The following is a 26,675-nucleotide window of genomic DNA, read 5'->3' on the forward strand; positions in this document are numbered from 1 at the left end:
TTTGGCAATCTTTTGATGAATTCTTTAAAATATTAGCAAATTAAGCTTTAAAAAATGAATTTTTTAAAAGAAAATAAACAAAATATTAATTCAATCAAAATTCAAAAAAATGAAGAAAAACTACTTCTGTGGTTTTCTTCTTTCTTGCATAATGATTTTGGGGGCGTCTTCATTATCGGCACAAGAAAAAGAAAATCTCGTAAAACAAAAAATTGCTGGAGCTAACGGAAATCCTTCCTTAATTGTACTCGAAAAATCTTCAAACTACAATCAAAATCAATCAAAACAATTATTAAAAAGTCAGTTAAAATTAAAGGCAAATGACGATCTAAAAAAGATCAAAACAGAACAAGATCGCTTAGGGTTTATTCATGAAAAACACCAACAATACTTTAAGGGAGTTAAAGTAGAGTTTGGCACCTATACCGTTCACTCAAAAAAGGGAAAAATTGAATCTATGAGTGGCGAATTTTATGAAACAAAAAATGTGAATGTTGCTCCGCGTTTATCCAAGTCTCAAGCATTTCAAAATGCCATTAATCGATTTGGAGCTAAAGCATATTTATGGGAAGATGTAGCAGCTTCCAAAGAACTAGGCTATCAAAAACCTGAGGGAGAATTAGTGTTATTGCCAAACTTTGATAAAATAGGCAAAAAAGGCACTGAAGAACAATTAAAACTTGCTTATAAGTTTGAAATATTTAGTATACGACCAATGGGAGGGGCAGATGTTTATGTTGATGCTCAAACCGGTGAAATCTTATTTTACAATGCCAGAGTAAAGCATGTTGATAATTTTGGGCACGATGGTAGACACCTGGCTAAGGTAAATTCAACAGAAGCAACGGAACATATTGTGAAAACATTTTCACCAATGTTAGTTGCGGGTACAGCTCAAACAAGATATAGTGGTACTCAAACTATTGAGACTACTTTAAGTGGTGGAAATTATACCCTAAACGACGCTTCAAGAAAAGTATATACAAGAAATGCTAATAATCAGGCACCTATAGGTAATTCACTACCATATATCACTAATTATTCTGAGTTTACTGACAATGATAATAATTGGACGGCAGCAGAACATGACAATGCCGATAAAGACAATGCAGCCCTTGATGCACATTGGGGAGCAATGATGACTTATGATTATTTTAATAACGTCCATAGTAGAGATAGCTATGATGGTAATGGCTCTCAATTAAGAAGTTATGTACATGTTGATAATAATTATGATAATGCTTTTTGGTTTTTAAATGTAATGTCTTATGGTGATGGGAGTTCAAATGGTAATGAAGGAAATGGCTTTTTTGATGCCTTAACCTCTATTGATGTAGCCGCTCACGAAATTGGGCATGGCGTATGCGAATTTACGGCAAACCTAGCATATCAAAGAGAATCTGGAGCTATGAACGAAGGGTTTTCTGATATTTGGGGTGCTGCCGTTGAGCACTTTGCAAAAGGTAACGGGAACGACGCTAATCCTGATCCTTCAATATGGTTAATCGGTGATGAAATAGATAGAAGAAACGGATCAGCTGCTTTGCGCTCTATGAGTAATCCTACTTCTTTAGGCCAACCAGACACCTATGGCGGAACTAATTGGATCAACCCTCAATGTGGCACTCCAACACAGAGTAATGACTATTGTGGTGTTCATACCAACTCTGGAGTATTAAACTATTGGTTCTATTTACTTGTAGTAGGTGGCTCTGGAACTAATGATATTGGCAGTAGCTTTAATGTATCTTCAATAGGTATGGCAAAAGCGGCTAACATTGCTTATAGGTTGGAGAGCGTATATCTATCAGCTAATTCAACTTTTTCTGATGCTAGAACGCAAGGCATTCAATCTGCAATTGACTTACATGGGGCTGGATCAGCTGAAGAGATTGCAGTAACAAATGCCTGGCATGCTGTAGGAGTTGGAAGTGCATATGGTAGTGGCCCGTCATATTGTGCTTCTGCTAGTACAAATGTAAATGATGAATACATTGGTCGTGTACAACTAAATACAATTGATAACTCTTCTGGCGCTCAGTTTTACAGTGATTTTACTTCAGTTTCAACCGATCTATCTAAAAATACACAATATACGATTACAGTAACGCCAACTTGGACTGGTACTGTTTATTCCGAGGGATATGCAGTTTGGATTGATTATAATAGCGATGGAGATTTTAGTGACTCTGGAGAGTTAGTTTGGAGTCAATCTCCAACACAAACAACTCCCGTAAGTGGATCGTTCACGGTACCTTCATCAGCAGCAGATGGAGCAACAAGAATGCGTGTATCTATGAAATACAATGGGGTTCCAACAGCTTGTGAAACGTTTACATATGGTGAAGTAGAAGATTATACTATAAATATTGGTGCCTCTGGCGGGGATACTGAGGCTCCTACTGCACCTACTAACTTAACAGCATCTAATATTGCCGAGACCACCGCAACTTTATCTTGGACAGCCTCAACAGATAATGTTGGAGTAACAGGATATGATGTGTATCAAGGTAGTACTAATATTGGTAATGTAACTGGAACGACTGCTAATATCACAGGCTTAACGGCTAATACAAGCTATACATTCTCTGTAAGAGCAAAAGACGCTGCTGGTAATGAATCGGCCTCAAGTAACACTGTTACTTTTACAACTGGATCAGGAGCTGATACCGAAGCTCCTACTGCTCCAACAAACCTAAGTGCATCTAATGTAACTCAAACTACTTTAGATTTATCTTGGACAGCTTCAACAGATAACGTAGGTGTAACAGGCTATGATATTTATCAAGACGGAACGAATATAGGCACCGCTACAGGAACATCTACAAGTATTACTGGTTTAACAGCAAGTACAAGCTACGCTTTTTATGTAGTAGCTAAAGATGCGGCGGGGAATACCTCTTCTGCAAGCAACACCGTTAATGCTACTACTCAATCAAACGGAGGAGGAACTACTCAGGTACTATTTGACGGTAGTTTTGAGACCGGCTGGGAAGGCTGGGTTGATGGTGGGAGTGATGCTTTTAGATATAGTGGAAGCAGATCGTACGATGGTACCTATTCGATCAGATTAAGAGATAACTCTGGCACTGCCTCTTCGATGACATTAGGATCTTTTGATGTTACAAGTTATGATAATATAGAAATTGTATTCTTCTTTTATCCCAATAGTATGGAAAATGGTGAAGATTTCTGGGTACAATATAATGATGGCTCTGGATGGAATACTGTTGCGAGCTATGCAAGTGGTTCTAGCTTTAACAATGGAAGCTTCTACACGGCAACTGTAAATATTCCATCTTCTAGTTATACATTCTCTTCGAATGCACAATTTAGATTTAGATGTGATGCTAGCGCAAATGCCGATCAAGTATATATTGACAAGGTTAAAATTACGGCCACTTCTGGCGGTGGCGCTTTTGCTCCTAACTCAATTGCTAGTTTGGGTAGCGGGTTTAATGGGTTTGCTGCGTCTGATAACGATAATTCATTAGAAATTGATGGGCTATCCGTTTCACCTAATCCGGCTTCAGCAGAAGCCTCTTTAAAAGTTGAATTAGATATTGAAGATGAAAATGCTGTTGATGTAAAAATGAATATCTATAATATTCAAGGAAGATTAATACAATCTAAAACATGGGATGCTGTTCAAAACAGTTTCTTTAACAAAACAATTGATGTTTCTGCTTTACAAAGTGGTTTATATTTTGTTAACATAAGCTCTTCAAATGGCTTTAGTGAAACTCAAAAGTTAATTATTAGATAGTGAGATCATTCATTTGTTTAGTAAAAACCCGAGCCATTTGCTCGGGTTTTTTAGTTTCTTTGCAGTTATGAATTATCTTTCTATAGAAAACATCTCTAAATCTTATGGAGAACGTGCATTATTCGAAAACATTTCTTTTGGAATTAATAAAGATCAAAAAATTGCATTTGTTGCAAAAAATGGCACCGGTAAAACATCTTTATTAAATATTCTTGTGGGAAACGATATTCCAGATAAAGGAAACGTGATTTCTCGAAAAGGGCTTCATATTGCTTTTCTAGCTCAAAAAGATACCTTAAATGAAGCTCTAACTATAGAAGAGGCTATTTTCAACTCAGATAATGAAACGCTAAAAATTATACGTCAATATGAGAATGCTCTAAAAAATCTTGAAGACACCGAAACATATCAAAGGGCATTCGAACTAATGGATCAACATAATGCCTGGGATTTTGAAACACAATACAAACAAATATTATTTAAACTTCAGTTAGAAGATTTATCTCTAAAGATAAATAACCTTTCAGGTGGACAAAGAAAAAGACTTTCCCTAGCCATTATTCTTATAAATAAACCTGACCTGCTCATTTTAGATGAGCCAACCAATCACCTGGATCTAGAAATGATTGAATGGTTAGAAAACTATTTTAATAAAGAAAAAATGACGCTCTTTATGGTAACACATGATAGATATTTTCTTGAGCGCGTTTGTAATGAAATTGTTGAATTAGATCAAGGAAAATTATATACTTACAAAGGTAATTATTCATATTATCTTCAAAAAAAGGAAGAGCGTCAAATTATTGAGCAAACCAATTTAGAGAAAGCTAAGAATTTGTTTAAAAAAGAACTTGACTGGATGCGAAGACAACCAAAAGCGAGAACAACAAAATCAAAGTCAAGAATTGATGATTTCTTTCAGATAAAAGAAAAAGCACATCAGCGCAGAAAAGAGCATAAAGTAACCTTAGAGATTAATATGGAGCGCTTGGGCAGTAAAATTGTAGAGCTTCATAATGTTTCAAAATCTTTTGGCGAAAAAGTTGTACTCAATAAGTTCAATTATGTGTTTAAGCGTGGAGAACGTATTGGTATTATAGGAAAAAACGGAACAGGGAAATCGTCATTTCTAAATATTATTACTTCAAAGATTATTGCTGATTCGGGTAAAGTAATTATTGGAGAAACTGTAAAGTTCGGGTATTATACTCAAAAAGGAATTAAGATCAAAGAAGGCCAAAAAGTTATAGAGGTTATTAAAGAATTTGGTGAGTACATTCCTTTAACTAAAGGACGAAAAATTTCTGCTGGCCAATTGTTAGAACGCTTTTTATTTGATCGAAAAAAACAATATGATTATGTAGAAAAACTTTCTGGAGGTGAACAAAAAAGACTGTATTTATGTACCGTATTGATTCAAAATCCGAATTTTTTAATACTAGATGAGCCAACAAACGATTTAGATATTTTAACCCTAAATGTATTGGAAAGCTTTCTGTTAGATTATCCCGGAAATCTTTTGGTGGTTTCACATGATCGTTACTTTATGGATAAGATTATTGACCACATGTTTGTTTTGGATAATGAAGGGAATATTACCGATTTCCCTGGAAACTATACTGATTATCGCGTTTATGAAGACTCTCAACCCAAAGATCAAGTGATTAAGGAGAAAAAAACAGACTCCCGTATAAAAACGCCTCAGAAAGGTAAGTTATCATATGTTGAAAATAAAGAGTTTCAAAATCTTGAAAAAGAAATTTCGAAACTAGAGCAACAGAAGAAAACAATAGAAAATCAATTTGAAACTAACAAAGTAAACGCTAATGATATCGCCGACCTTTCAAAAAAACTTCAAGAAATTATCAATGACATTGAATATAAAGAAGAGCGTTGGCTTGAACTCTCTATGAAATTAGAAGGATAAATTAAACCTTTATTATTTCTTCATTTTTAAGCAACTCCATATTATTAAACCTAAGTAACAATTGTGCTACTGTTATCGTGTCTTTCTCGCAGTAATTTATAATTTTCTCTAAATTATTCTCTTTATAAAATACATGTGCCACATCGCCTCCGTCAATTTCATCTTTTGGAGATGGGATTCCCAAAATGCTGGTTAGTAAGCGCAGTGAAGTATAATGTTTATAATCACCAAATTTCCATAGTTCCATGGTATCAAGGTGTGCTACTTCCCAAGGCTTTTTACCAAACAAGTTTAATTTAGCAGGCAATACTACTTTATTGATAATCATTCTCCTGGCAATGTATGGAAAGTCGAATTCCTTACCATTGTGTGCACAAAGTAAGTGCTGTGGTTTATTAAAGTGTTGTTCTATTAAATTCTTGAACTCTTCTAAGAGTTCTTTTTCATTTCCTGATAATGATTTAACCCTAAAATTTCTAACACCATCAATGCTCGTAAAAAAACCAATTGAAATACAAATAATTTTGCCAAATTCGGCCCAAATTCCAGCGCGATCATAAAATTCTTCAGCAGTAATTTCATCTTTACGCTGATAGGCCGTTTTTAGTGAAAATAGTTCTTGTTTTTCTTCTGATAACTCTGAATATGTTTCGACTTCAGGGACGGTTTCAATATCTAGAAATAAGATATTTTCTAAGTTAATTTTGTTTAGCATCATAAATTTAGTTTAAAAGTAGCAAATTTTAACGCATAAAAAAAGCGAACTAAAAGTTCGCTTAAAATTAGGTTTGGTTTATACTATTTGATAACTAATTTTCGTGTAGCTGTTTTATTATTTTCGGTAACTTTTAAGATATACACTCCTGCCTTAAGACTAGCAACATTTATTTGAGGATTGAGTATCTTTTTAGACAACACTCTCTTGCCTAATACATCAAAAATCTCTATAGATTTAATAGCATTATTGGCAGTATATATACTCAATATACCGTTCGCAACAGGGTTAGGGTACATTTTAAATCCATCTATTTCTTTTTGTTGTAAATGCTTATCTTGAGTTGCAGTCTTGCTATCATCAACTTGAGCTAAAGCAGTGATGCTAAGTAAAAGAAAGAAAAAAAGAAAGTAGTGTTTCTTCATAGATGTTCCATTTCTAGCTTAGTTGACTAGCAGTAAAGTTAAAAAAAATATCCCAGAAATTTCGCTGGGTAACGTAAAATTTAAAATATTATTGCATCAACACATTAAAATTTGATATTTCTAATTTTTAATTAGTGTTATCAAATTGTTAAGTTTACAAATCAAAAGATATAATGGTTATTTTTGGTTTTTAATAACCATTTCAATGAAGAAAAAAGATATTAAAATTCTATTAGTTGATGACGAGCCCGATATTTTAGAAATTGTAAGTTACAATTTACAAAACGAGGGATATCAAATCTTCACAGCATCAAATGGTATCGAGGCCGTAAAAGCTGCTAAAAAAGTTGCTCCTCACCTTATTTTATTAGATGTAATGATGCCCGAAATGGATGGTATGGAAGCCTGTGAAAGAATTCGTGAAACAAAAGGCTTAGAAGATGTGATCATTGCTTTTTTCACGGCTCGTGGCGAAGATTATTCGCAAGTAGCTGGCTTTGAGGCAGGTGCTGACGACTATATAACAAAGCCTGTAAAGCCAAAAGTTTTGGTTAGTAAGGTAAAATCACTGTTAAGGCGTTTAAAAGATACTTCCAGTGAAACTGAAAATGTGGTTAATATAGGCGATATTACCATCAATAAAGATGAATACTTTGTTCAAATGGGAAATGAAAAAATTTCGCTTCCAAGAAAAGAATTTGAACTGCTCGTTTTATTAACTTCTAAACCGGGTAAGGTATTTAAGCGAGAAGTCATCTTGGAAACTGTTTGGGGAAATGACGTTGTTGTAGGCGGCAGAACTATAGACGTTCATATTAGAAAATTACGTGAAAAAATAGGAGATAATTATTTTAAAACTGTTAAAGGCGTTGGTTATAAATTCAATATTTAATGAAATTACGACGCACCTATAAATTTGCTTTTAAATCCTCATTATTATTAACAATTGTTGTTGTTTTTCTAACAACGGTTTTATCTTATTTTTTCAATAAAGAAACCAATTTTTGGTTTATTCTCATTACCTCCGTTTGTTTTTATGTACTCTCTTTTTTAATTATTCAGTTTCGCGTAGAGTTATTTATCTATAAACGTGTAAAGAAAATTTATGACGAAGTAACACTTCTAGATGTTAATGATCTGAAAAAAAAATCAATAACATCTGATATGGAAACGCTATCTAAAGAGGTGAAAAAGTTTGCCGAAGATAAGCGTCTGGAAATAGAAATGTTACAAATTCGTGAAGAATATCGTCGTGAATTTTTAGGGAATGTTGCTCATGAATTAAAGACCCCCTTATTTACTGTTCAGGGATATATACTTACACTAATTGAGGGCGCTATAAATGACAAGTCTATCCGAGAAAAATATCTTAAGCGTGCTAATAAAGGGGTAGAACGTTTAATAGACGTTGTAAAAGACTTAGATATGATCTCAAAGCTTGAAACTGGAAACCTCAATCCTGTTTTAGAAAAATTTAATGTTATAGAGCTTGTAAAAAATGTGTTTGAACTTTTAGAGATGAAAGCAAAAAAACGCAATATTATTTTAACTTTTGATAAGGTTTATGACATTCCGGTTTTTGTATATGCCGATATTAATAGAATTGAACAAGTGCTTATTAATTTAATTGAAAATTCTATTAAGTATGGTAAAAATGGCGGTAATACGGTTATTAGTATCGGCAATTATAATGATAATAGCCTCATTGTAAAAATTACTGATGACGGCGAGGGTATAAAAGAAGTAAATATTTCGAGGTTGTTTGAACGTTTTTACAGAGTTGACAAAAGTAGATCAAGAGAGCAAGGTGGTTCTGGACTTGGTTTATCAATTGTAAAGCATATTATTGAAAGTCATAACCAACAAGTATTTGTTGAAAGTACTTATGGTAATGGTTCTACATTTTCATTTACGCTTGAAAAGGTGCAATAAATTAACATTGAATGTTGAATATTCTTTTTCTTTAAATCCAGTATACTCATTTGTCTTTTCTAATATGGAAATTTTGAATCTTTCTTCGTTTTCAAAATAAGCAATTTTCTGTCCTTTTAAATGCTCAGCCAAATACTGCTGTTCGTTTTGGTCTTTAGTTGGAACAAAAAATGCTTTTTTACCTAAAATTGCTAGGTCCATTACAGACGAATATCCTGACCTACAAATAATTAATTCTGATTGATTGATTTCTTTTTCCAATTCCTTTGAAAGTAAATAATTATAAACCTCTATGTTTTTGTGAATATGCTTATTTAATCTATTATCTATTACTCCTCTAACTAGAGTTACCCTTCCTTTAAAATTGGTGAATTCATTTAAAAGTTTGCTTTCTAGATCTGTTCTGTTTGGCTCTGGCCCAGAGAGTATGATCAAAACATCATTTTTTTTAGGGATATTCATTTTAGTAAGCCTGCTTAAAATTCCTATATATCTTACTTGTGTATCTTTTAATTTAAATGATGACAACTCCCCAGAAAATACGCTTCCCATTAGATCGGGAACCCAGCATTCATCAAATTTTCTAATAATAAATCTATGAATTCTAGTAGTAATAGTGGTTAGCCTTCCTGATAAAACTTTTAGCTGATGTGTTAGGTATACAGAAAACACTTTGCTGCTTCTAACTCCAAAACGATTATCAGAAATAATACCAACTACGTTTTCATTTGCATTTATATAATTGTTGATAATCTTATTCTCTTTTTTAACCGCTTTTAAAATTCTTGGAGCTTGTAAAAGTAAACTCAGCTTTAAATGATTACCATAGCGTATATTATAAGTAGGCAAAGTTAAGCTTTCGAGCGCAGGAAATTCTTTCTTTAGTAGTTTAAGCGCGGCGCCATCCGAGGCAATTACAGGAGTAAATTTATTTTGTTGTAGTGCATTAATAATAGGAATACAACGCGCTGCATGGCCTAAGCCCCAATTGAGTGGTGCAACAAGAACTTTTTTATCCTTCATAATACGATTTGAAGCGCTAAAATCAAATATGGAAATCGTACATCTAGAAAAACAACTAGGTTAAATCAAATCCTATATCGGTACGATAATTCATTTTTTCGAAATGAATCTTTTCTATGTTTTTATATGATTTTTCTAATGCTTCTTTGATTGAGTCTCCAAACGAGGTGATGGCTAATACACGACCTCCACTTGTTAAAATATCTCCATCTTCGTGCTTCGTTCCGGCATGAAAAACAATCGAGTCTTCTACCTCCTCTGTTCCCTTTATTTTTTTATTCTTCTCATAAGCCTCTGGATATCCTCCAGAAACCAGCATTACTGTAATTGCCGTTTGAGATCTTACTTCAAAAGATTTTTCATGCAATGTCTGATTTGCAACACCTTCAAAAAGATCTAATAAGTCAGAAGTAATTCTTGGTAAAACGACTTCGGTTTCGGGGTCACCCATACGAACATTATATTCTATCACATAAGGTTCTCCATCAACATTCATAAGTCCAATAAAAATAAAACCTCTATAGTCTATTCCATCTTTTTGTAGACCATTAATAGTTGGCTTTATAATACGCTCTTCAACCTTATTTAAAAAAGTTTCATCTGCAAACGGAACTGGCGAAATAGCCCCCATACCTCCAGTATTTAAACCTGTATCACCCTCACCAATGCGTTTATAATCTTTAGCTGAAGGTAGCGTTTTATAGCTTTTACCATCGGTTAGCACAAAAACCGATAATTCAATTCCTTTTAAGAATTCTTCGATTACTACGGTGGTAGATGCCTCACCAAATTTTTTATTGGCTAACATTTCTTTAAGTTCTTTTTTAGCTTCTTCTAAAGACTCTAAAATAAGTACTCCTTTACCAGCAGCAAGCCCATCGGCTTTTAAAACATACGGTGCATTTAGTGTTTCTAAGAATGCATAGCCCTGTTCTAATGATTCATTTGTGAAGGATTTATATTGTGCAGTAGGTATTTCATGCTTTTGCATAAACTGCTTTGAAAAATCTTTACTCCCTTCAAGTAAAGCACCGTCTTTTTTAGGGCCTACAACCGGAATATCTTTTAAATCATTGTCAGATAAGAAAAAATCATGGATACCCATTACCAAAGGTGCTTCTGGACCCACTACAACCATTTCAATTTTATTATCTAAAACCGCTTGCTTAACAGCATTGAAATTCATTATATCCATCGCAAGATTTGTTGCAATTTTACCAGTTCCCGCATTACCCGGAGCAACAAACAATTGATTGATTTTAGTGCTTTTATTGAGCTTTAGAGTAAAAGCGTGCTCACGGCCACCAGAGCCCAAAATAAGAATATTCATGTTGTGTTGTTAATTTGGATGCAAATATACACTGTCTAAAAAGCTTGTCAAGCTAAAATCCCCATTTTTTGAAATACTTAATACTAGATATGAGATGTATAAAAAATAATCGAAGGTTTTTGGAAGAGCCCTTTTTCAAGGTATGCATAATTTGTACTTGGGGATAGTACAGTTTCTTCTTGCCAATCTGATCAATTTTACGACAAATATCAACGTCTTCCATATAAAGAAAATAACGTTCATCAAAGCCTTTCATCTTCACCAAATCTTTGGTCTTATAAAGCTGAAAACATCCTTGAAGAAAATCAGGATAAAAAGGTTGGCTTAAATCTTTCTCTCCATATTCACCTTTTTTTATTAAAGAATGAAATAATCTTTTTATTCCCGATAGTCTTCTAATAATTAATTCAAACAAAGAAGGGTATCTTCTACAAGAATATTGATGTTCTCCGGTTGGAAAAATCACTCTTGGGGCTATCATTGCAACATCGTTTTCATTATCTAATGCTTCAATTAAAGTGGATATAACATCTGATGAAAATTCTACATCGGGATTTAATATTAAGTGGTGAGAAGATATTTTTTCAATTTTACTTAAAACTAGATTATGTGCTTTTCCAAAGCCAAGATTCGAATTATTAAATATATATTCTATATCGGGGTGATTAAATTTATCCTTAATTAAGTCGGTAGGTGAATTATCTATTAAGTAAAGCTTCTTTGCATTCTTTATTCTTAAAAAGCTATTAATCGCTTTGGTAAGCTCTTTTTCGCTTTCCTTGTATAATACAATTGCTCCCGTTATTTGTAAAGAATTCTTCAATTGTAATTAATAGGCATTTTCTTCTCCTTTTAGCACATTAAGTATTGTTTGTATTATTATTCTAATATCCAATAAAAGAGACCAGTTTTCTATGTAAAAAATATCTAATCGTACTCGGTTTTTAATATCTGAATGCTCAATTACTTCTCCTCGATAACCACTTACTTGAGCGAGTCCTGTAATCCCAGGTTTAACGGCATGCCGTTCCATATAGTTATCTATTTCTTTTTGGTATTCTTCAGAGAATGCACTTATATGTGGCCTTGGACCAACGACGCTCATATCTCCAATAAAAACATTTAAAAATTGTGGTAGTTCATCAATACTAGTTTTACGCAAAAACGCACCAATCTTAGTAACCCTTTCATCATTTCTTCTTGCGTGCATCTTATCTGATTCTTTATTTACTTTCATTGATCTGAACTTGTAACAAGTAAAATGGTATCCACCTAAACCTTCACGTTCTTGTTTAAAAAGTACCGGACCGCTAGATTCTAATTTAATAAGTATGGCTAACAAAGGAAGTAACCAAGAAAGCACGAATACAATAATTAAAATAGAAAAAACAATATCAAAGGTACGTTTCATTACTCTATTCTCTGCAATATCTAAAGGAAGCCTATTAACATTTAAAACAAGAGTATTGCTATAATATTCAGCGCTGTAATTTTTACTATACAACTCATTTGAGTTCGGTATCAGTTTGATCACTCTTGAATGTCTATTGGCGAATTTTGTTAATTCCTTAACTTGCTCTTTTTTCATTACAGATACTGTGCAATAAATTTCATCAATATTATTGTTAACTATATACTCAAAGCATTCTTCAATTTTCCCCAGATACTTCTCTTGTCTTTTTGGCTTATTAGAAAAAAACCCATGATACTTGTACCCTAAAACTTCTTCTTCGATAAATATTTGAGCTACATTCTTTGAAGTATCATCTTGACCAATGATAACGACATTTCTATAATTCTTTCCCCCTTTTCGGTAGGCCTTCAATGCATAAAAGGAAAGTAACTTTAAAAGACTTATTCCCACAAGAATCGATACTAAAATCTTAAATTGATCCCCTACAATAAAACCTTCTCTAAAAATGGTGAAATAACTAAAATACACTAAAGTAATAAGGAAAGATTGTATAAATAATAAAGTGAAAATTCTATAGATTTTGGTAAATCTATAAACTTTATAAAACCCAATAAAAAAAGAGGTAACAATCCAGAAAAAATTGATATAAAGTAAAAATTTGGTATTTAAAAATTCTTCATTATTTACGAACAAAATCACCCCATTGATTAGTAATAAATCAATGAACAAAAGTAAAGGAGTTATAAGATGAGAGTATCTATTCTTCAATACAGTTGTTTTTTATTTGAGATAAATAAATTTTTTCTAAAGAAGAGATATTATTTTGTATAACGTATTTTTCCTCAAAATCTTTTCTTGCGTTTTTAGACATCTGTTTCAACAATACTTTATTTTCTAAGAGTTCAACTATTTTTTCAGCAATCAAACGTGCATTTTCTTCAACTAAAAAACCATTTAGCTTATCTTTAATCAAATCCTTATTACCATCTACATTGGTTACGATACAAGCCTTTGAAAGTGCCAATGCTTCGATGACCGCATACGGTAAACCCTCGTATTTCGAAGTAGAGATATACAATGAACTTTTTTTTATTATTCCTAATAATTCTGGTCTTTTTAACCATTTTATTAAAGTGACATTATCTTTTAGCTTATAGTCTTTAATAAGTTCTTCAATAACTTTTAAATCTGGGGAATAGAAGCCTACTCCTAAAATTACCAAATGAATGTCTTCTATTTCCTTTTTTACTTCAAATATTGTTTCAATAAGTAGCTTTGTGTTTTTTTGATAAGACGGTCTCCCAACAGAACATATAAAATTATTAGGAAATTTAATCGGTAATTCAGAATTACTTATTTCTAAAATGTCTTCTATAGTATTATTCCATAAAAACACCTTATTTACTTTAAAATTTAGTTCATTCACTGTTCTATTATATTCAGATGGTGAGCAAGCCAAAGTTTTTGATGGAAAAAAACGAAAAAATTTTTCAAGATTTTTATAAAATATTCTTCTGACTTTTGATTCTGCACTTAAATATGAATACGCATGCGGAGTATATAAAGTTGGTATGCTTAAATGACTACCAGCTATTCTACCCAGAACTCCTGCTTTTGCGCTATGACAATGTATTATATCTGGCTTTATGTTGTTTAAGATACTTATTATGTTAAGAAGAGATTTAATATCTTGTGTGACATTTATACTTCTAGTTAGTGTAACGTTATGGATTGAATCAAAATGTATATTTGAAAACTTGATATCTGAGTCGCATAAAATTATATGTGAAAATTTTATTTTATTTGAATGCCTAACTAGTAAGTTTAGGTATACCCCTACACCCGCAACAGGATTTGCAATGTGCGCTATTTTAATCATTAGCTTATTACTTTATTAAAAGTAAAGAAATTTATGTTAACAAAAATATGCTTCTATTCATGAAGGCTTACTTTTACATTGACTCCTGTTCTCTGTAAACTTTTATTTTTAAGGTTTTTATTTTCTCCTTTAATTATGAGGGTGTCTATTTTAAATGGTCTAAAAGATTCTCCAATGTCAAAATTTGTACTATAAGTAGCGTTAGAGTTTTCAATATTTATAATTGCTTTTTGTATAGTCGAGTTATGAGCATTTTTTATCCATAATCCGGAAAATTCTTTCTGCTCCCCTTCAATTCCCCCTTCCATAGGTTTCATTCCTTCCGAAGATCCTATTCCAAAATTATCAACGTACAGGAACTTAATATGTATGTTTTCACCTGTTAAGTACGCTCCATGTCGATCTGATGATTTAATATGTACTGAATCGATATATACTTTTGTTGGTTCATTATTATGGCCATGTATTGCTAACGCAGCTTTAACATGCTTTTCTTCAATACCCGATGTTAATTCTTCTATAATAAGTTTGTTAATTTTAATATTATTTGTTCCAGAATGTATAGAACATCCCATGCTTCTTTTTTTGTTACCACTTAATAATGTATCAGATCTCACTACAACGTTATCAAGCTCTATTCTATCAGATTCTCTTATGTAAAGTTTAACCAAAGTTGTGATTGATCCAGTTAGTTTTATATTATTAGAATTTTTAATATTAATTGCGCCGCTAAATATTGCTTTGTTAAATTGCATTTCTATATCTTCGACGTCTTCAATATTAAATGCTCTTTTATAAGTTCCTTGTGGAAAGTTCAATTTTACTCCGCTTCGCGCAAGATCGAGTATAACATCCATTTTGTCCTTTAACAGCTTTGGGTGCGTTCCAATACTTTCTCCAGGAATTATACCATACCTTCTTACATCATCAATGGCATACGAAGCGTTAATAGTATATAAAGAATCAACTATATTTATTTTAACTTTTTCTGGTTTTCCTTTTTTATTACAGGAAAGAAAAAAAACAATTAGGAATATTATAAAGCTAAATTTTTTCATTCATAAAAGTACTTGCAAGAGATATTATTAATGCCACAATATAAACACCCATTTGTCTATCTAAGACATTTTCAACCATAGAAAAAGTAACTATAGAAAATAACAATAATATTGATAATATATTTTTCGTTTTAATTGCTCCATAAATCAATATTATAAATGGAATTATATAAAAAAACAATCCAATAACACCGCCTCTTAATAGTTCATTTAAATATTGATTATGAGTATTGTAATTTTGATTTATAAACCTTGTTTTGTCTGGTGGGTATTCGAACTCGGCAGAAGTTTTATAATAGTTCAAAAGAGAATGTCTTATTTCTTGTTGTCCGCCTAATCCAAAAATATATTTAGAGTTCATCTCGAAAATATTTGATGCTCCTTTCCATATAATTATACGAGCGTCATATTTCATTTCTGAAAACCTGTGTTGTAATGGAGTATCGCTTAGTTTTAGCGTAAGAATTCCTAATAAAATAATACTCGCTAAAAAAGTAAGTTTATATTTAAGAGATTTGATTTCATGTACAATAATTACCATAGCAGAAAAAAAAACGATCATAACCGCCAACCTTGCAGAAATTGTAATAATTACTAGAACAGAAATCCCGGCGGGCAATAAGATTAACCAGTATTTTCTATTCTTAAATAAATAATAACTAATTATTAGCCCTAGAGCAGAAAAAAAACCAACATAGGGCCTCTCAAATCTTAAAATGTCATTTACCTTAGCATAGCTTCTTAATGCCACTTTCTTGCCCTCAGAAAAGAAATAGTAATCTAGTATTCCATATAAAGCTACAGCTTGCATTACTAAGATTCCTAATAACATAAAAAAAAGTCCTTTTTCTAACTCTTTTTTTGATAAAGGTGCTAAGCCTATAGGTATTAATACTAAAGGTACTATTTTAATATAATTATTTATTTCTTCTGAAAATTTGTTTGAGAAAATTCCTAATACTAAAATATAAACGGTAAAGACGGTTAGTGAGCGAAATGTTAAGCTTTTTGGGTCTACTTTTTCTTTTTTAAATAAAATAGCACTGGCGAATAAAAGTATCAAAAAAATGTTATCAATAAAAAGCCACAATGGTAAAAAAAGCATCAAGCCATAATAAAAATATTGACCTATATTGATTAATGAAGCTGATTTCATTTATTTATTTCTATTTTGCGAGTTGATTTATAAACTAGGTATTTATAAATTAAAAAAAGTGATAGAAAAATAAAAGGTATTGTTAGTCGATGGAAGTAGGCCATGTTATATGTATAGTTTACCCATACTAAAAGCTGGAAAAAAACGATACTCAATAGAATAGAATTTCCTTTAATAAATTTAACAAGTATTGATTGAAATAGAGAAACTATTGACATTAAAAAGAAATTTACTATTAGAGCTATGCTAAGAGGAAAAATTCTTATTAGAATTGAAGGGTATGCATTTGTCCAGCTAACTCCCCTTTGAGTAACTGATATTAGAACTTCTTGTTTCCATGGCCAAAATTCTGACATTAGTACGTGCATTCCCTTCCATAACTCTGCGATATTCCAGGAGTTTGGTTTATCTAAATAAACATATTGTTCTGTTACACCCCAAAATAAATGCGCTTGTAAACCAAACGCTCGGTAAAAAACTGACTCAAAAGGTGTGAGTCCCATATATTCAAATGGGTTCTTTATATAATATTTGTACCAAACCAAAAGAAACAACATTATTGGAACGCCAATTGTATATTTATTCACAATCCATTTAAATTGGAAATGTACTTTCTTTTTTGAAGAATAATACAACGCAACAGCTATTGCGTAAATTGCAATTAAAAAACCCGTGAATTTTTGTCCTATCATTAATAAATATATAATATACATTAGAATAAAAAAAATGGATATTTTCTTGGAATATCTAAAAAGTAATGCCGCACCAAAAATTACAAACCCCATAACATTACCAACAATAGATCTTAAGAATGGATAGCGTGCATATTCCCAGAAATTAAATTTATCCACAGATTCCGAAAACAAAGGAATGGGCGACGAAAGTAAATTTAAAAAAGCGATGAAAAGTACCGCAAATATTAGCAATATTGTTAACTTTTCTTCGGGTATCTTAGCAATTCTTAATTTCGGCGTTCTCATTTTATCAAACACTTTATTAAAAACCTTCTTGAAAAAAATCAGTGATAACAAAGTTGTAACGTAAAATAACATTAATATCAAGCTACTATAAACAAAATAACCATCCTTTCCTTGCTCATTAATAAAGACACCTGACTCAATTTTTATGATAGACATAAACATCCATAAATATTGAACAAGAATCATAAAAGATATAATGAAAAGTCCTAAGTCTTTTTCAAGTAAATAAAGCAATAATAAAATTGCTATAATTGTTACCGTTATATTTACAAAAAAGATCATTTATAAATGTTAAAATCTAGCTTTTTATACATCGGCTCTAAAAGAATATTATATTTTAACAACACGTTAAAATGAACTAATTTTCTTAATCCATTGTCTATTTCCAAAAAAATATTTAATAGTGCGCTTGAATCAAAAGAATAAATAAACTTTGACCCCAACTTCTCAAAATACAACTGTTCTAGGGGTTCTTCTACGCTTAAAATTTCAAAATCAATACTTCTAAACATCAAACGATATTTACTATAATCAATTCTTTCACCGTTTCGGTGAGGTTTATAATACACTTTTGTAATTGAGTTGAAGTATGGCTGGTTCTTTGCTATAGAAATTAGCTCAGTTAATCGTTTTTCATAAAGTTTTCTTCCGAACATGTTTATATATGCTTCTTGACCCACAATTAGTAATGTATTGTTTAATTTCGGTTTTTTGAGGTTGTATGGTAATTGTACAGATTTTTTGTGGCAAATTGCTAAATCTGGAGCCCTAACATATTGCTTTAAAACATGTTCATATTCTACACCGCTAGAATGTCCTTTATAATATTTAAATCGTACTCCCAACATGTTACTTAATATCCATTTAGAAAGAATTTTCTTTTTAGAGAGTGATTTTATGGTATGGTAATAATAGTTTAGTGTGCCATCTTCAACTGTAATTCCATTAAGGTTTTTATTAAATGATAATAATAAATAATTGGTAAGAACATCTTCAATGTATGTAAAATATAGCGTTATTTCTTTTTCACTTTTATACTGTTCTAACTGTCTTATAATCTTTTTATACGCTCTTATTTTTTTTATAATGTTTTTAAAGGACGATTTTATATTAAATGCTTGATTACTAAACGAAGTTTCTGCGAATATAATTTTATCCCAAAAGTCTTTATTAACTGAAACAGTAGAGCTAGTAATTAAGATATTAACATGAGAATTACTTTCAATGGCTAACAATATAGCTTCATACGATGTTATTTGATTTTTTGATATTCCTACAAAAAGATTAATCATTTATTAGTTTTTTAGCCTCATAATAGCGCAAATAAAACAACATTATCCCAGTGAGAACAAACGCAATTGCGGCTCCATAAACCCCTATTAAACTTGTTAACATAATGGTAACGAATAAACTAAATATTCCGCCGATAATCATTATTTTAAAGAGTGATTTATCTTTGTGAAAAATATATAGTTTAAAATGATAAAGTAATGAGTAATTCATTAATCCAACTGCTACAATCATGAACAATAGTAGTGGTAGGTATTCTTTAAATTCTTCTTTATTTTGCCAATATAATAATGGCTTAATAATTATTAATAAAGTGATGGAAATAATTGCAGTGTGTATTATTAAGGATCTTTTAAGCTTTAAAAGTAATTTTTCTATCTTCTCAGAATAAGCAGATTTTATTAATTCAGGTATTTCAAATGATGTTACAATGGTATTAACATACACCGTTATTAAAATAGAAATACTAGAGTAAAATGTGAATATTCCTGCCATTTCACTGCCTAAATAATAATCTACTATAAATCTATTGGCGTACTCAATCATCTTTAAAGAAATGGTTGCAATAAAAAACAAATAGCAAACTTTTATTCCTTCTTTTATCCATTGAATTCTTACAATTATTTTATTAAGTGATTGATAGTTTTTCCATGTTATCATAGCAAAAACATAAAAAATAGTAAGCGAATTGGCTAATAACCAAAGCACAAAAACAAACTCAATATTAAAAGGAATTTTGAAAACGGCATAATAAAAAATAATTATGGCCCAACCAAATGTTCTTATAAAGAGTAAGATATTAGCTAATAGTACTTTTTTAAAACCAACTAGAAGTCTATAAATTTCTTGCGATAAATGTTCAGTAATGCATAGAAGAATTATCAATGTAAGATAGGGTCTAATATAGGGGATAAAATTAAAAGCAATCAAAGCAACTCCGATGAAAAAAATATAGATTGCAGCATAAAACAAACTAAGTGTAGCGATTTTATTCTTAATTTCTTGTTTTGAATTGGTTACTAAAATATTTCTAATGCTGAAATTGTAAAAATCTAACCCCAGAATGAATATTAAAATAGTAATTAAAGATATTATTAAGCTATATTCTCCAAAAGTACTAGCGCTAAAGTATTTTGATAGTAAAGTTAAGACCACAAACTTGCTTCCTACCCCTCCAATTCTTAGAGCAACATTTATCAATTTCATCATTGAAAAATGACTAGAAAAAAATTTATTTTTTTGTGATAAAAAAAGCAAATGAATTATCTTTTAGTATAAACTTTAGAAACATTTTAGAAGCGACTTTACATTTTTTAAATTAATGTAATAACATTGCGTTATTAATTCTTAGAATTTTTTATGGCAACCATTTTGTGAGTACTAAATAACTAGTCTATGTAACTAATAAGATAAGTATTCAATCGTCGGCCTAAAATTAATAGAAGCATTAACCCAAATAACAATCCTGCTAATTGAAAAGTATATTTTTTAAATAAATTACGTTCTTTTGCCCCCACACTATTAAAAGAAGATACAACATTTAAAATTTCTGTAGTATTTGCTTTTTCTTTATTATTTTCAATTAGTTCTTTTCCTAATCTTAATCGTTGATTAAACAGTTCTATTTCACCTCTTTTTTTGGATCCTTCAGCTAATGAAATATTGGTGCCTTGCGCTATTTTTTTAGCTTCAGCAAGTAAGACTTCATTATACACATTACGTAATGTATCTACTTCTGTGAGCGATTTTTTTAATAATTTTTCATTCTCCAAAAGATTCTCATCATTAATCAGCTTTTGATTTTTAAAATAGTTATTATTTGCAATTGAATTAATAATAGGGCTACTTATTTTGCCAAAAATATTATTGATCTCTGATAGGACTTTTATTTTGTGATATTTATAGTTGTAATCTGTAAAGTTTCGTTTAAACTCTTTAATATTAATATTTTTTACAGTTGTGGTATCCACCTCTTCTATAAATTCATCAAATAATTCTAATTTTTCATTTTCATTTCTAATAGGGTTTATTCGAAATCCTTTTAATTTAGTAGCTTCAAATGGCGTAATCCCTAATACATTAGCTAAAACAATACTATCTTTTTGTTTTACTAATTCATGATAAAAATTAATATTGTTATATAATTGTTGAGTACTTTCAAAGTTGGGTTCAACAATCATGGTTGAACTATATACCTTAGGTTTTGTTAAATCTAAATAGAGTCCTATTCCCCCACCAATAATTGCTGCCAATCCAAGTTTTAAAGCATTATTTCTAAGGAAAATAAGCAGTACTATGAAGTAATGAAAAATAGCCTTTAAAAAGTTGCCAATTGCTTTAAATAAATTACTGAAACCTTTACCAATAATTTTAAAAAGATTCCCTAAATCTACTTCTTCATTATTTACTTGATTTGTTGACATACAGTTCTATAAAATACGATTTGCAATTGTTAAAAAATTTGTTCTAATATTCGTTGTGTAATAGCATATGTAGGCCCAACGCCCGATGTTCCCAAGCCTCCTGAAGCCAATGTGCTTCCTGTTTCTAACGGGTTATCTGAGGCATAATACGCATAACGTACTTTAACGTCTTGTGATATATTTCCCCGAATTTTTGAAGCCGATTGAATTGCCTTTTGATAATGTGCTCCTTCCATTTCTAGGCCAATAGCGCGCCATGTAGAGTCATGAAAAAATGTTAATAGATCTTTATTTTGCAAAGAGGTTCCTAAAACGGTCACCATAGAGCCTTCGTAAACATCAACGCCAAAACCCTCTAAATCTTCTTTTCTTAATTCATTTTTAAAAGGATAATTATCAGCTGTTCCTTCAAAAATATGCGCCGAAGGAATCATAATATCACTTTTACCACCTTCAAGAATTCCTGCTTTACCCATTATAGAAACCGATTCTACATTCATATAGTGCAAATTATTATTTTCACATATATATGGTTTTAGCAGTTCATCCATGGTTTCATATGCCTGCTCTCCAAAAGCGTAGTCCATCACTATAATAACGGGCATATTATCGGTTTTAGCATTTTCAATCTTATAATTACTTTTACTAAAATCTATTTTCGAGGTGTCGATAATCTGAACATTTATGTTTGTGCCTGATGTATCTTTTACATAGAACAAGCCTTTTTTTGAAGCTTCTTCTTTTACTTTTTTACGTAAATCTTCATTTGCATCATTACTTAACAATTCAAATAGCTTGATACCTTCGTTTTCTTTCGCTTCTTTACTTAAAAACATAGGAGCATAAATAGAATTCATCACGCTATGCATATTGGCACTAATAATATTAATCGGTCTGTTAATTAAGAGCTCTTTTTCAAGAACGCTTTTAATATTATTCGCCCATACTTCTCCATAAATATGATGGCCAATACTTTCTCTTAATGTAGAACTAAAAGTGATTGTACGTTTTTTATTCTCAAGTTCTTCATCTAATGCCAATTGCCCTAACCAAAATATAGTATTGAAAAACTTATATGGATTCGCCTCTGTAGCAAATGTTTTATCGATCTCCTGTACTTCTTCAAAAGTACGGCCCAAAATGGTCCCTACATGTGTTAAAAGTACCTCGTGTTCTTTATTGTTAAGTTTCTTATTATGTAAAACGACCTCTTTGAGGTGTTTCCATTCGCGAATCGTACGTTCATCTTCATCAATTAAAACTCTATTTTTTATTTTGTGAGACTCTATAAATAAGAAGGTGAGGTGTGTTAAAATATCATAGATTTCAGATCGACCACGCGTAATTTCGATATTCATCTGATCTCTATCGATCCTATAGCAGTTACGTCGTCTTTTGGGTGGAATAATTGGTGTAAAGTGTGAATCTTTATAACCTTCGTCTGCGGTAAGATTGATAAATTGACATTCTTCAATCCCTTCCGGTAAACGGTCAATAACATAGATCAATCCATTTAACTCTGTCTTCTCTTCTGCTATAGATCCATAAATCTCAGGGCGAAGTAATAATAATGACTGCCTTAAGGTCTTACCAGAGACGCCCATGGGCTTATAAAAACCTCTATTAAATAAATGGCGCATGGTTATGTACAGACGTTCTATAGCATTAGAAGATTCTTGAGATTTGGTTCTAATCATTCTATTCGTTTTAAATAATTGATCAAATATATCAATTCTTTAGTGAATAAAACTCAGATGCTTTTAGATTAGTCTTTAATTCAAGATGTCTGTATAGCGATTGGTATTCTTAAGTACTTCAACAGCTTTGGTAATAGCAATATCATTATGAACCTTATTGATATACTCTCCTTTTTTGTAGTAATACCTTTTTATAATTTCGTTTTGAAGGTTTTGTTTGATCTCTTCTTTATTAACAGCAAGATCATTTATTTTTTCGGTTCTTAATTTGTTTAAAAGCTTCGTATAATCTTGCGTTATTGCCTTTTTATAATTTTCTTCTGCCGCTTTTTTCGAGGCCATTTCAAAATAAGTCTCGGTAGCTGTTTTAAATGATGCTTTATCAGAGTTTAAGAATTTCACGAAGTTTTGATAAACGTCTTCAGATATCTTAAAGTCTTTTGATTCTGAAATCGTTGGGTTAGAATAATAATATCTCGTTGCAAAGTCAAAAATAGTATTTGATTTTAGTAATGCTTCAGTGGCGTTTGAACGTTTAGGGCTTTCAAATTTGATATCGGGTTCAATTCCTCCACCATCATAAACGGTTCTTCCGTTTCTTGTCTTAAACGGATTTCTTTTTTTATCAGAAAATTTTGGAATATTCCCTTTTTTATCTCTATTGGTATAGTCTAATTCTTGTATGCTTCTACCACTAGGTGTATAATATTTAGAAATGGTTAGTTTTAATTGTGTACCATAGGTAAGTTTACGGTAACGTTGTACCAAACCTTTACCAAAAGAGCGCTCTCCCATGATTACAGCTCTATCTAAATCTTGTAAAGCACCTGCCAAAATTTCTGAAGCTGATGCTGAACGACCGTCAATTAAAACAACAATAGGAATTTCTAAATCAATCGGTAATTTTCTCGTTTTATAAGTATCACTCCACTTCTTTACTTTCGCTTTTGTATTTACAACTACTTCATTTTTAGGGATAAAAAAGTTTACTATTTCAACAGCTTCATTTACCAATCCACCGAGATTACCTCGAATATCGAGAATTAACTTTTTCATACCCTGTTCTTTAAGGTCTTCAAAGGCATTCTTTACTTCGGTAGATGCTTTTTGATTAAATTTTATAAATGAAATATAACCTACTTCATCGTCAATCATTTTGTAATATGGTACCGGATTTACTACTACCTTTTCACGTGTTAACGCTACATCAAAGGTTTCATCCTGTCGCTTTATCTGAAGTTTTACATTAGTATTAGGTAATCCTTTTAAAAGTGAAGATGCAGCATCATTCTGGTTATCGGTTACTAAAACATCGTCTACTTTTAAGATTTCATCTCCCGCTTTAAGTCCGGCCTTATCTGCTGGTGAATCTTGATAAGGTTCAACCACAATTAGTTTTCCATCAATATATGCAGAAGCTGCTCCAATTCCTCCATATTCTCCTGCCGCATTTATACGCGCATTTTCAACCCCTTGCTCATCATAGTATACGGTATAAGGATCTAAATCATTCAGCATGTTTTTAATAGCTGTATCAGTGAGGTCTGCAGGGTTGGTCTCATCGATATAATACATGTTCAGTTCTTTGAATAATGTAGTATAAATTTCAATCTGCTTAGCTACTTCAAAAAAATCTGATTTGTATGCTAAAGAAATCACTATCGTACTAAATAATAGTAGTGTAAGACCTATTTTTTTTAACTTTTTCACAAGTTTAATTTTTAGTGTTTTCTGATAATAATTTAATTATTATTTGAGATCGTATAGTATTGTTTTGTTCTCACAAATAGCTTTTAAAGTTCCTTTTTGTGAAGGTAATTTTAAAAATTATGATTCCTCACTTCTATGGTTAATTTTATTCTTTTTTTAACACTCTAAACAGAAGCTATCTTTTGACAGATACAATACTATTATTATTCGGGGCTTCTTTGAACAAGAGGATTTTTACATATATATAACCACTAATCAACTATCTTTCCCAGTCTTTCTGATAAATTTTTCTAATAAATCTATCATTTTTTCTTCTAACACAACGTATTTATGCTCATTTTCGTCTAAATAGATAAACATAAAAATGTATTTTTCGCCTATTTGGTCATATATTAAGTGTTTATGCTTACGGTAGCACTCTCTAAGTAATCTTTTAACCCTATTTCTTTGAACGGCCTTTTTCACCTTCCGTTTTGAAACGGAAACTGCAGCTTTCACTGGATAATTACCTTGATGATCTGTTTTAAAATAGATTAATTTTATTGGATATACGCTCACCGATTTCCCTTTAGAAAACAATTGTTCAATGAGCTTCTTGCTCTTTAGTTTTTCATCTTTCGTAAATGTATATTGCATTACGACAAAAGTAGCTAATAAATTAGTTTGTAAAAATACATTTGTAAAATGCAGGAATTACTATTTTTGGAGAATCTTAAAAACGAGTTTATGGGCCAGGATCTATTTCAAGCACCTGATTATTATCAACTAGACGAATTACTTACAGATGAACATAAATTAGTGCGCGATGCTGCACGAGAATGGGTGAAAAGAGAAGTTTCACCCATTATAGAGGATTATGCTCAAAAAGCTGAATTTCCAACACAAATTATTGGTGGTTTAGCCGAAATTGGTGCTTTTGGACCTTATATTCCGGAGGAGTATGGTGGTGCCGGCTTAGATCAAATTTCGTACGGACTCATCATGCAGGAAATTGAACGAGGTGATTCTGGTGTGCGTTCTACGGCTTCGGTGCAATCATCATTAGTGATGTACCCTATTTGGAAATATGGCAATGAAGAGCAGCGCCAAAAGTATTTACCAAAATTGGCTAGTGGTGAATGGATGGGCTGTTTTGGGTTAACAGAGCCAGATTATGGCTCTAATCCTAGTGGTATGGTGACCAATTTTAAAGATATGGGTGACCATTATCTCTTAAATGGTGCTAAGATGTGGATTTCTAATGCTCCTTTTGCTCAAGTTGCTGTAGTATGGGCCAAAAATGAAGAAGGTCGTATTCACGGATTAATCGTTGAGCGCGGTATGGAAGGTTTTACAACTCCAGAAACACATAATAAATGGTCACTTAGAGCTTCTGCAACTGGTGAGCTTATTTTTGATAATGTAAAAGTGCCTAAAGAGAATTTATTACCCAATAAATCTGGTTTAGGAGCACCTTTAGGTTGTTTAGATTCTGCGCGTTATGGTATTGCTTGGGGCGCAATTGGAGCCGCTATGGATTGCTACGATACTGCACTTCGCTATAGTAAAGAGCGCATACAGTTTGGAAAGCCTATTGGAGGATTCCAGTTACAGCAAAAGAAATTGGCCGAAATGATCACCGAAATTACCAAAGCGCAATTATTAACGTGGCGTTTAGGAGTACTTCGTAATGAAGGAAAAGCTACCTCTGCACAAATCTCAATGGCAAAGCGTAATAACGTAGACATGGCGATTAACATAGCACGTGAAGCACGCCAAATGTTGGGCGGTATGGGTATTACTGGAGAATACAGCATTATGCGACACTCTATGAACCTTGAAAGTGTAATTACTTACGAGGGTACACATGATATACATTTATTAATCACAGGTTTAGACATTACAGGTTTAAATGCTTTTAAGTAATTTTAATTACATTTAAAGCATGGAACGAATGTTAACAAATTTTGT

Annotated in this window: 21 protein-coding genes; 5 read left to right on the top strand and 16 right to left on the bottom strand. The window is 31.6% G+C overall.

The annotated features are described in order from the left end of the window. Positions 1 to 109 precede the first annotated feature (109 nt). On the top strand, positions 110 to 3,766 hold the full coding sequence (locus AC1EUU_RS11490; RefSeq protein WP_480201567.1) for a M4 family metallopeptidase: 3,657 nt from the start codon (positions 110 to 112) through the stop codon (positions 3,764 to 3,766). 67 nt (positions 3,767 to 3,833) lie between these two features. After that, positions 3,834 to 5,693, top strand: a complete 1,860-nt coding sequence (locus tag AC1EUU_RS11495; protein WP_480201568.1) for an ABC-F family ATP-binding cassette domain-containing protein — start codon at positions 3,834 to 3,836, stop codon at positions 5,691 to 5,693. A 1-nt stretch (position 5,694) separates the two neighbouring features. On the opposite strand, the gene AC1EUU_RS11500 is transcribed toward AC1EUU_RS11495, so the two are convergent. Together AC1EUU_RS11500 and AC1EUU_RS11505 are read right to left on the bottom strand one after the other, a co-directional pair. Beyond that, entirely contained in the window at positions 5,695 to 6,408 is a 714-nt protein-coding gene (locus tag AC1EUU_RS11500) for a 3'-5' exonuclease (RefSeq protein ID WP_480201856.1), read from the bottom strand. Between the two features lie 83 nt (positions 6,409 to 6,491). Continuing rightward, positions 6,492 to 6,833, bottom strand: a complete 342-nt coding sequence (locus AC1EUU_RS11505; RefSeq protein WP_480201569.1) for a T9SS type A sorting domain-containing protein — start codon at positions 6,831 to 6,833, stop codon at positions 6,492 to 6,494. A gap of 205 nt (positions 6,834 to 7,038) precedes the next feature. Between AC1EUU_RS11505 and AC1EUU_RS11510 the strand changes: the two genes are divergently transcribed. After that, positions 7,039 to 7,725 (top strand): response regulator transcription factor, encoded by a 687-nt coding sequence (locus tag AC1EUU_RS11510; RefSeq protein ID WP_480201570.1) that lies wholly within the window; start codon positions 7,039 to 7,041, stop codon positions 7,723 to 7,725. After that, positions 7,725 to 8,765 carry a sensor histidine kinase gene (locus AC1EUU_RS11515; RefSeq protein WP_480201571.1) on the top strand — a complete coding sequence of 347 codons (1,041 nt, stop codon included), beginning with the start codon at positions 7,725 to 7,727 and terminating at the stop codon, positions 8,763 to 8,765. The genes AC1EUU_RS11510 and AC1EUU_RS11515 overlap by 1 nt, the downstream gene beginning before the upstream one ends. Here the strand turns inward: AC1EUU_RS11515 and AC1EUU_RS11520 are convergent. The 14 genes from AC1EUU_RS11520 to rnpA all read right to left on the bottom strand — a co-directional run bounded on the left by AC1EUU_RS11520 (position 8,739) and on the right by rnpA (position 25,361). Continuing rightward, positions 8,739 to 9,788, bottom strand: a complete 1,050-nt coding sequence (locus tag AC1EUU_RS11520; protein ID WP_480201572.1) for a glycosyltransferase — start codon at positions 9,786 to 9,788, stop codon at positions 8,739 to 8,741. The two genes, AC1EUU_RS11515 and AC1EUU_RS11520, sit on opposite strands and share 27 nt — an antisense overlap. A 55-nt stretch (positions 9,789 to 9,843) precedes the next feature. Further along, positions 9,844 to 11,118, bottom strand: coding sequence for a phosphoribosylamine--glycine ligase (purD, locus tag AC1EUU_RS11525; protein WP_480201573.1), 1,275 nt, complete (start codon positions 11,116 to 11,118; stop codon positions 9,844 to 9,846). Positions 11,119 to 11,170: 52 nt separating this feature from the next. Next, positions 11,171 to 11,941 (bottom strand): glycosyltransferase, encoded by a 771-nt coding sequence (locus AC1EUU_RS11530; protein ID WP_480201574.1) that lies wholly within the window; start codon positions 11,939 to 11,941, stop codon positions 11,171 to 11,173. Positions 11,942 to 11,947: 6 nt separating this feature from the next. Continuing rightward, positions 11,948 to 13,300 (bottom strand): undecaprenyl-phosphate glucose phosphotransferase, encoded by a 1,353-nt coding sequence (locus tag AC1EUU_RS11535; RefSeq protein ID WP_480201575.1) that lies wholly within the window; start codon positions 13,298 to 13,300, stop codon positions 11,948 to 11,950. Continuing rightward, complete coding sequence (locus AC1EUU_RS11540; RefSeq protein ID WP_480201576.1) at positions 13,290 to 14,411, bottom strand: glycosyltransferase; 1,122 nt, start codon at positions 14,409 to 14,411, stop codon at positions 13,290 to 13,292. Before AC1EUU_RS11540 ends, AC1EUU_RS11535 begins: the two co-directional genes overlap by 11 nt. Positions 14,412 to 14,464: 53 nt before the next feature. After that, positions 14,465 to 15,469 (bottom strand): hypothetical protein, encoded by a 1,005-nt coding sequence (locus AC1EUU_RS11545; protein WP_480201577.1) that lies wholly within the window; start codon positions 15,467 to 15,469, stop codon positions 14,465 to 14,467. Continuing rightward, positions 15,456 to 16,625: an O-antigen ligase family protein gene (locus AC1EUU_RS11550; RefSeq protein WP_480201578.1), complete on the bottom strand. Its 1,170-nt coding sequence runs from the start codon at positions 16,623 to 16,625 to the stop codon at positions 15,456 to 15,458. Before AC1EUU_RS11550 ends, AC1EUU_RS11545 begins: the two co-directional genes overlap by 14 nt. Continuing rightward, positions 16,622 to 17,887 carry a DUF6418 domain-containing protein gene (locus AC1EUU_RS11555; RefSeq protein ID WP_480201579.1) on the bottom strand — a complete coding sequence of 422 codons (1,266 nt, stop codon included), beginning with the start codon at positions 17,885 to 17,887 and terminating at the stop codon, positions 16,622 to 16,624. Before AC1EUU_RS11555 ends, AC1EUU_RS11550 begins: the two co-directional genes overlap by 4 nt. Beyond that, entirely contained in the window at positions 17,884 to 18,897 is a 1,014-nt protein-coding gene (locus AC1EUU_RS11560; protein ID WP_480201580.1) for a hypothetical protein, read from the bottom strand. Before AC1EUU_RS11560 ends, AC1EUU_RS11555 begins: the two co-directional genes overlap by 4 nt. Continuing rightward, positions 18,890 to 20,104: an oligosaccharide flippase family protein gene (locus tag AC1EUU_RS11565; RefSeq protein WP_480201581.1), complete on the bottom strand. Its 1,215-nt coding sequence runs from the start codon at positions 20,102 to 20,104 to the stop codon at positions 18,890 to 18,892. Before AC1EUU_RS11565 ends, AC1EUU_RS11560 begins: the two co-directional genes overlap by 8 nt. A 179-nt stretch (positions 20,105 to 20,283) precedes the next feature. Then, entirely contained in the window at positions 20,284 to 21,318 is a 1,035-nt protein-coding gene (locus tag AC1EUU_RS11570) for a hypothetical protein (RefSeq protein WP_480201582.1), read from the bottom strand. A gap of 29 nt (positions 21,319 to 21,347) precedes the next feature. Then, entirely contained in the window at positions 21,348 to 23,015 is a 1,668-nt protein-coding gene (locus AC1EUU_RS11575; RefSeq protein ID WP_480201583.1) for a DUF6909 family protein, read from the bottom strand. Positions 23,016 to 23,090: 75 nt separating this feature from the next. Next, on the bottom strand, positions 23,091 to 24,725 hold the full coding sequence (locus AC1EUU_RS11580) for a S41 family peptidase (protein ID WP_480201584.1): 1,635 nt from the start codon (positions 24,723 to 24,725) through the stop codon (positions 23,091 to 23,093). 255 nt (positions 24,726 to 24,980) lie between these two features. Next, complete coding sequence (rnpA, locus tag AC1EUU_RS11585; RefSeq protein ID WP_480201585.1) at positions 24,981 to 25,361, bottom strand: ribonuclease P protein component; 381 nt, start codon at positions 25,359 to 25,361, stop codon at positions 24,981 to 24,983. Between the two features lie 90 nt (positions 25,362 to 25,451). Between rnpA and AC1EUU_RS11590 the strand changes: the two genes are divergently transcribed. After that, positions 25,452 to 26,630, top strand: coding sequence for an acyl-CoA dehydrogenase family protein (locus AC1EUU_RS11590; RefSeq protein ID WP_480201857.1), 1,179 nt, complete (start codon positions 25,452 to 25,454; stop codon positions 26,628 to 26,630). The last annotated feature ends 45 nt before the right edge of the window (positions 26,631 to 26,675 follow it).

It is taken from the genome of Maritimimonas sp. 2205BS37-2 (assembly GCF_056591755.1).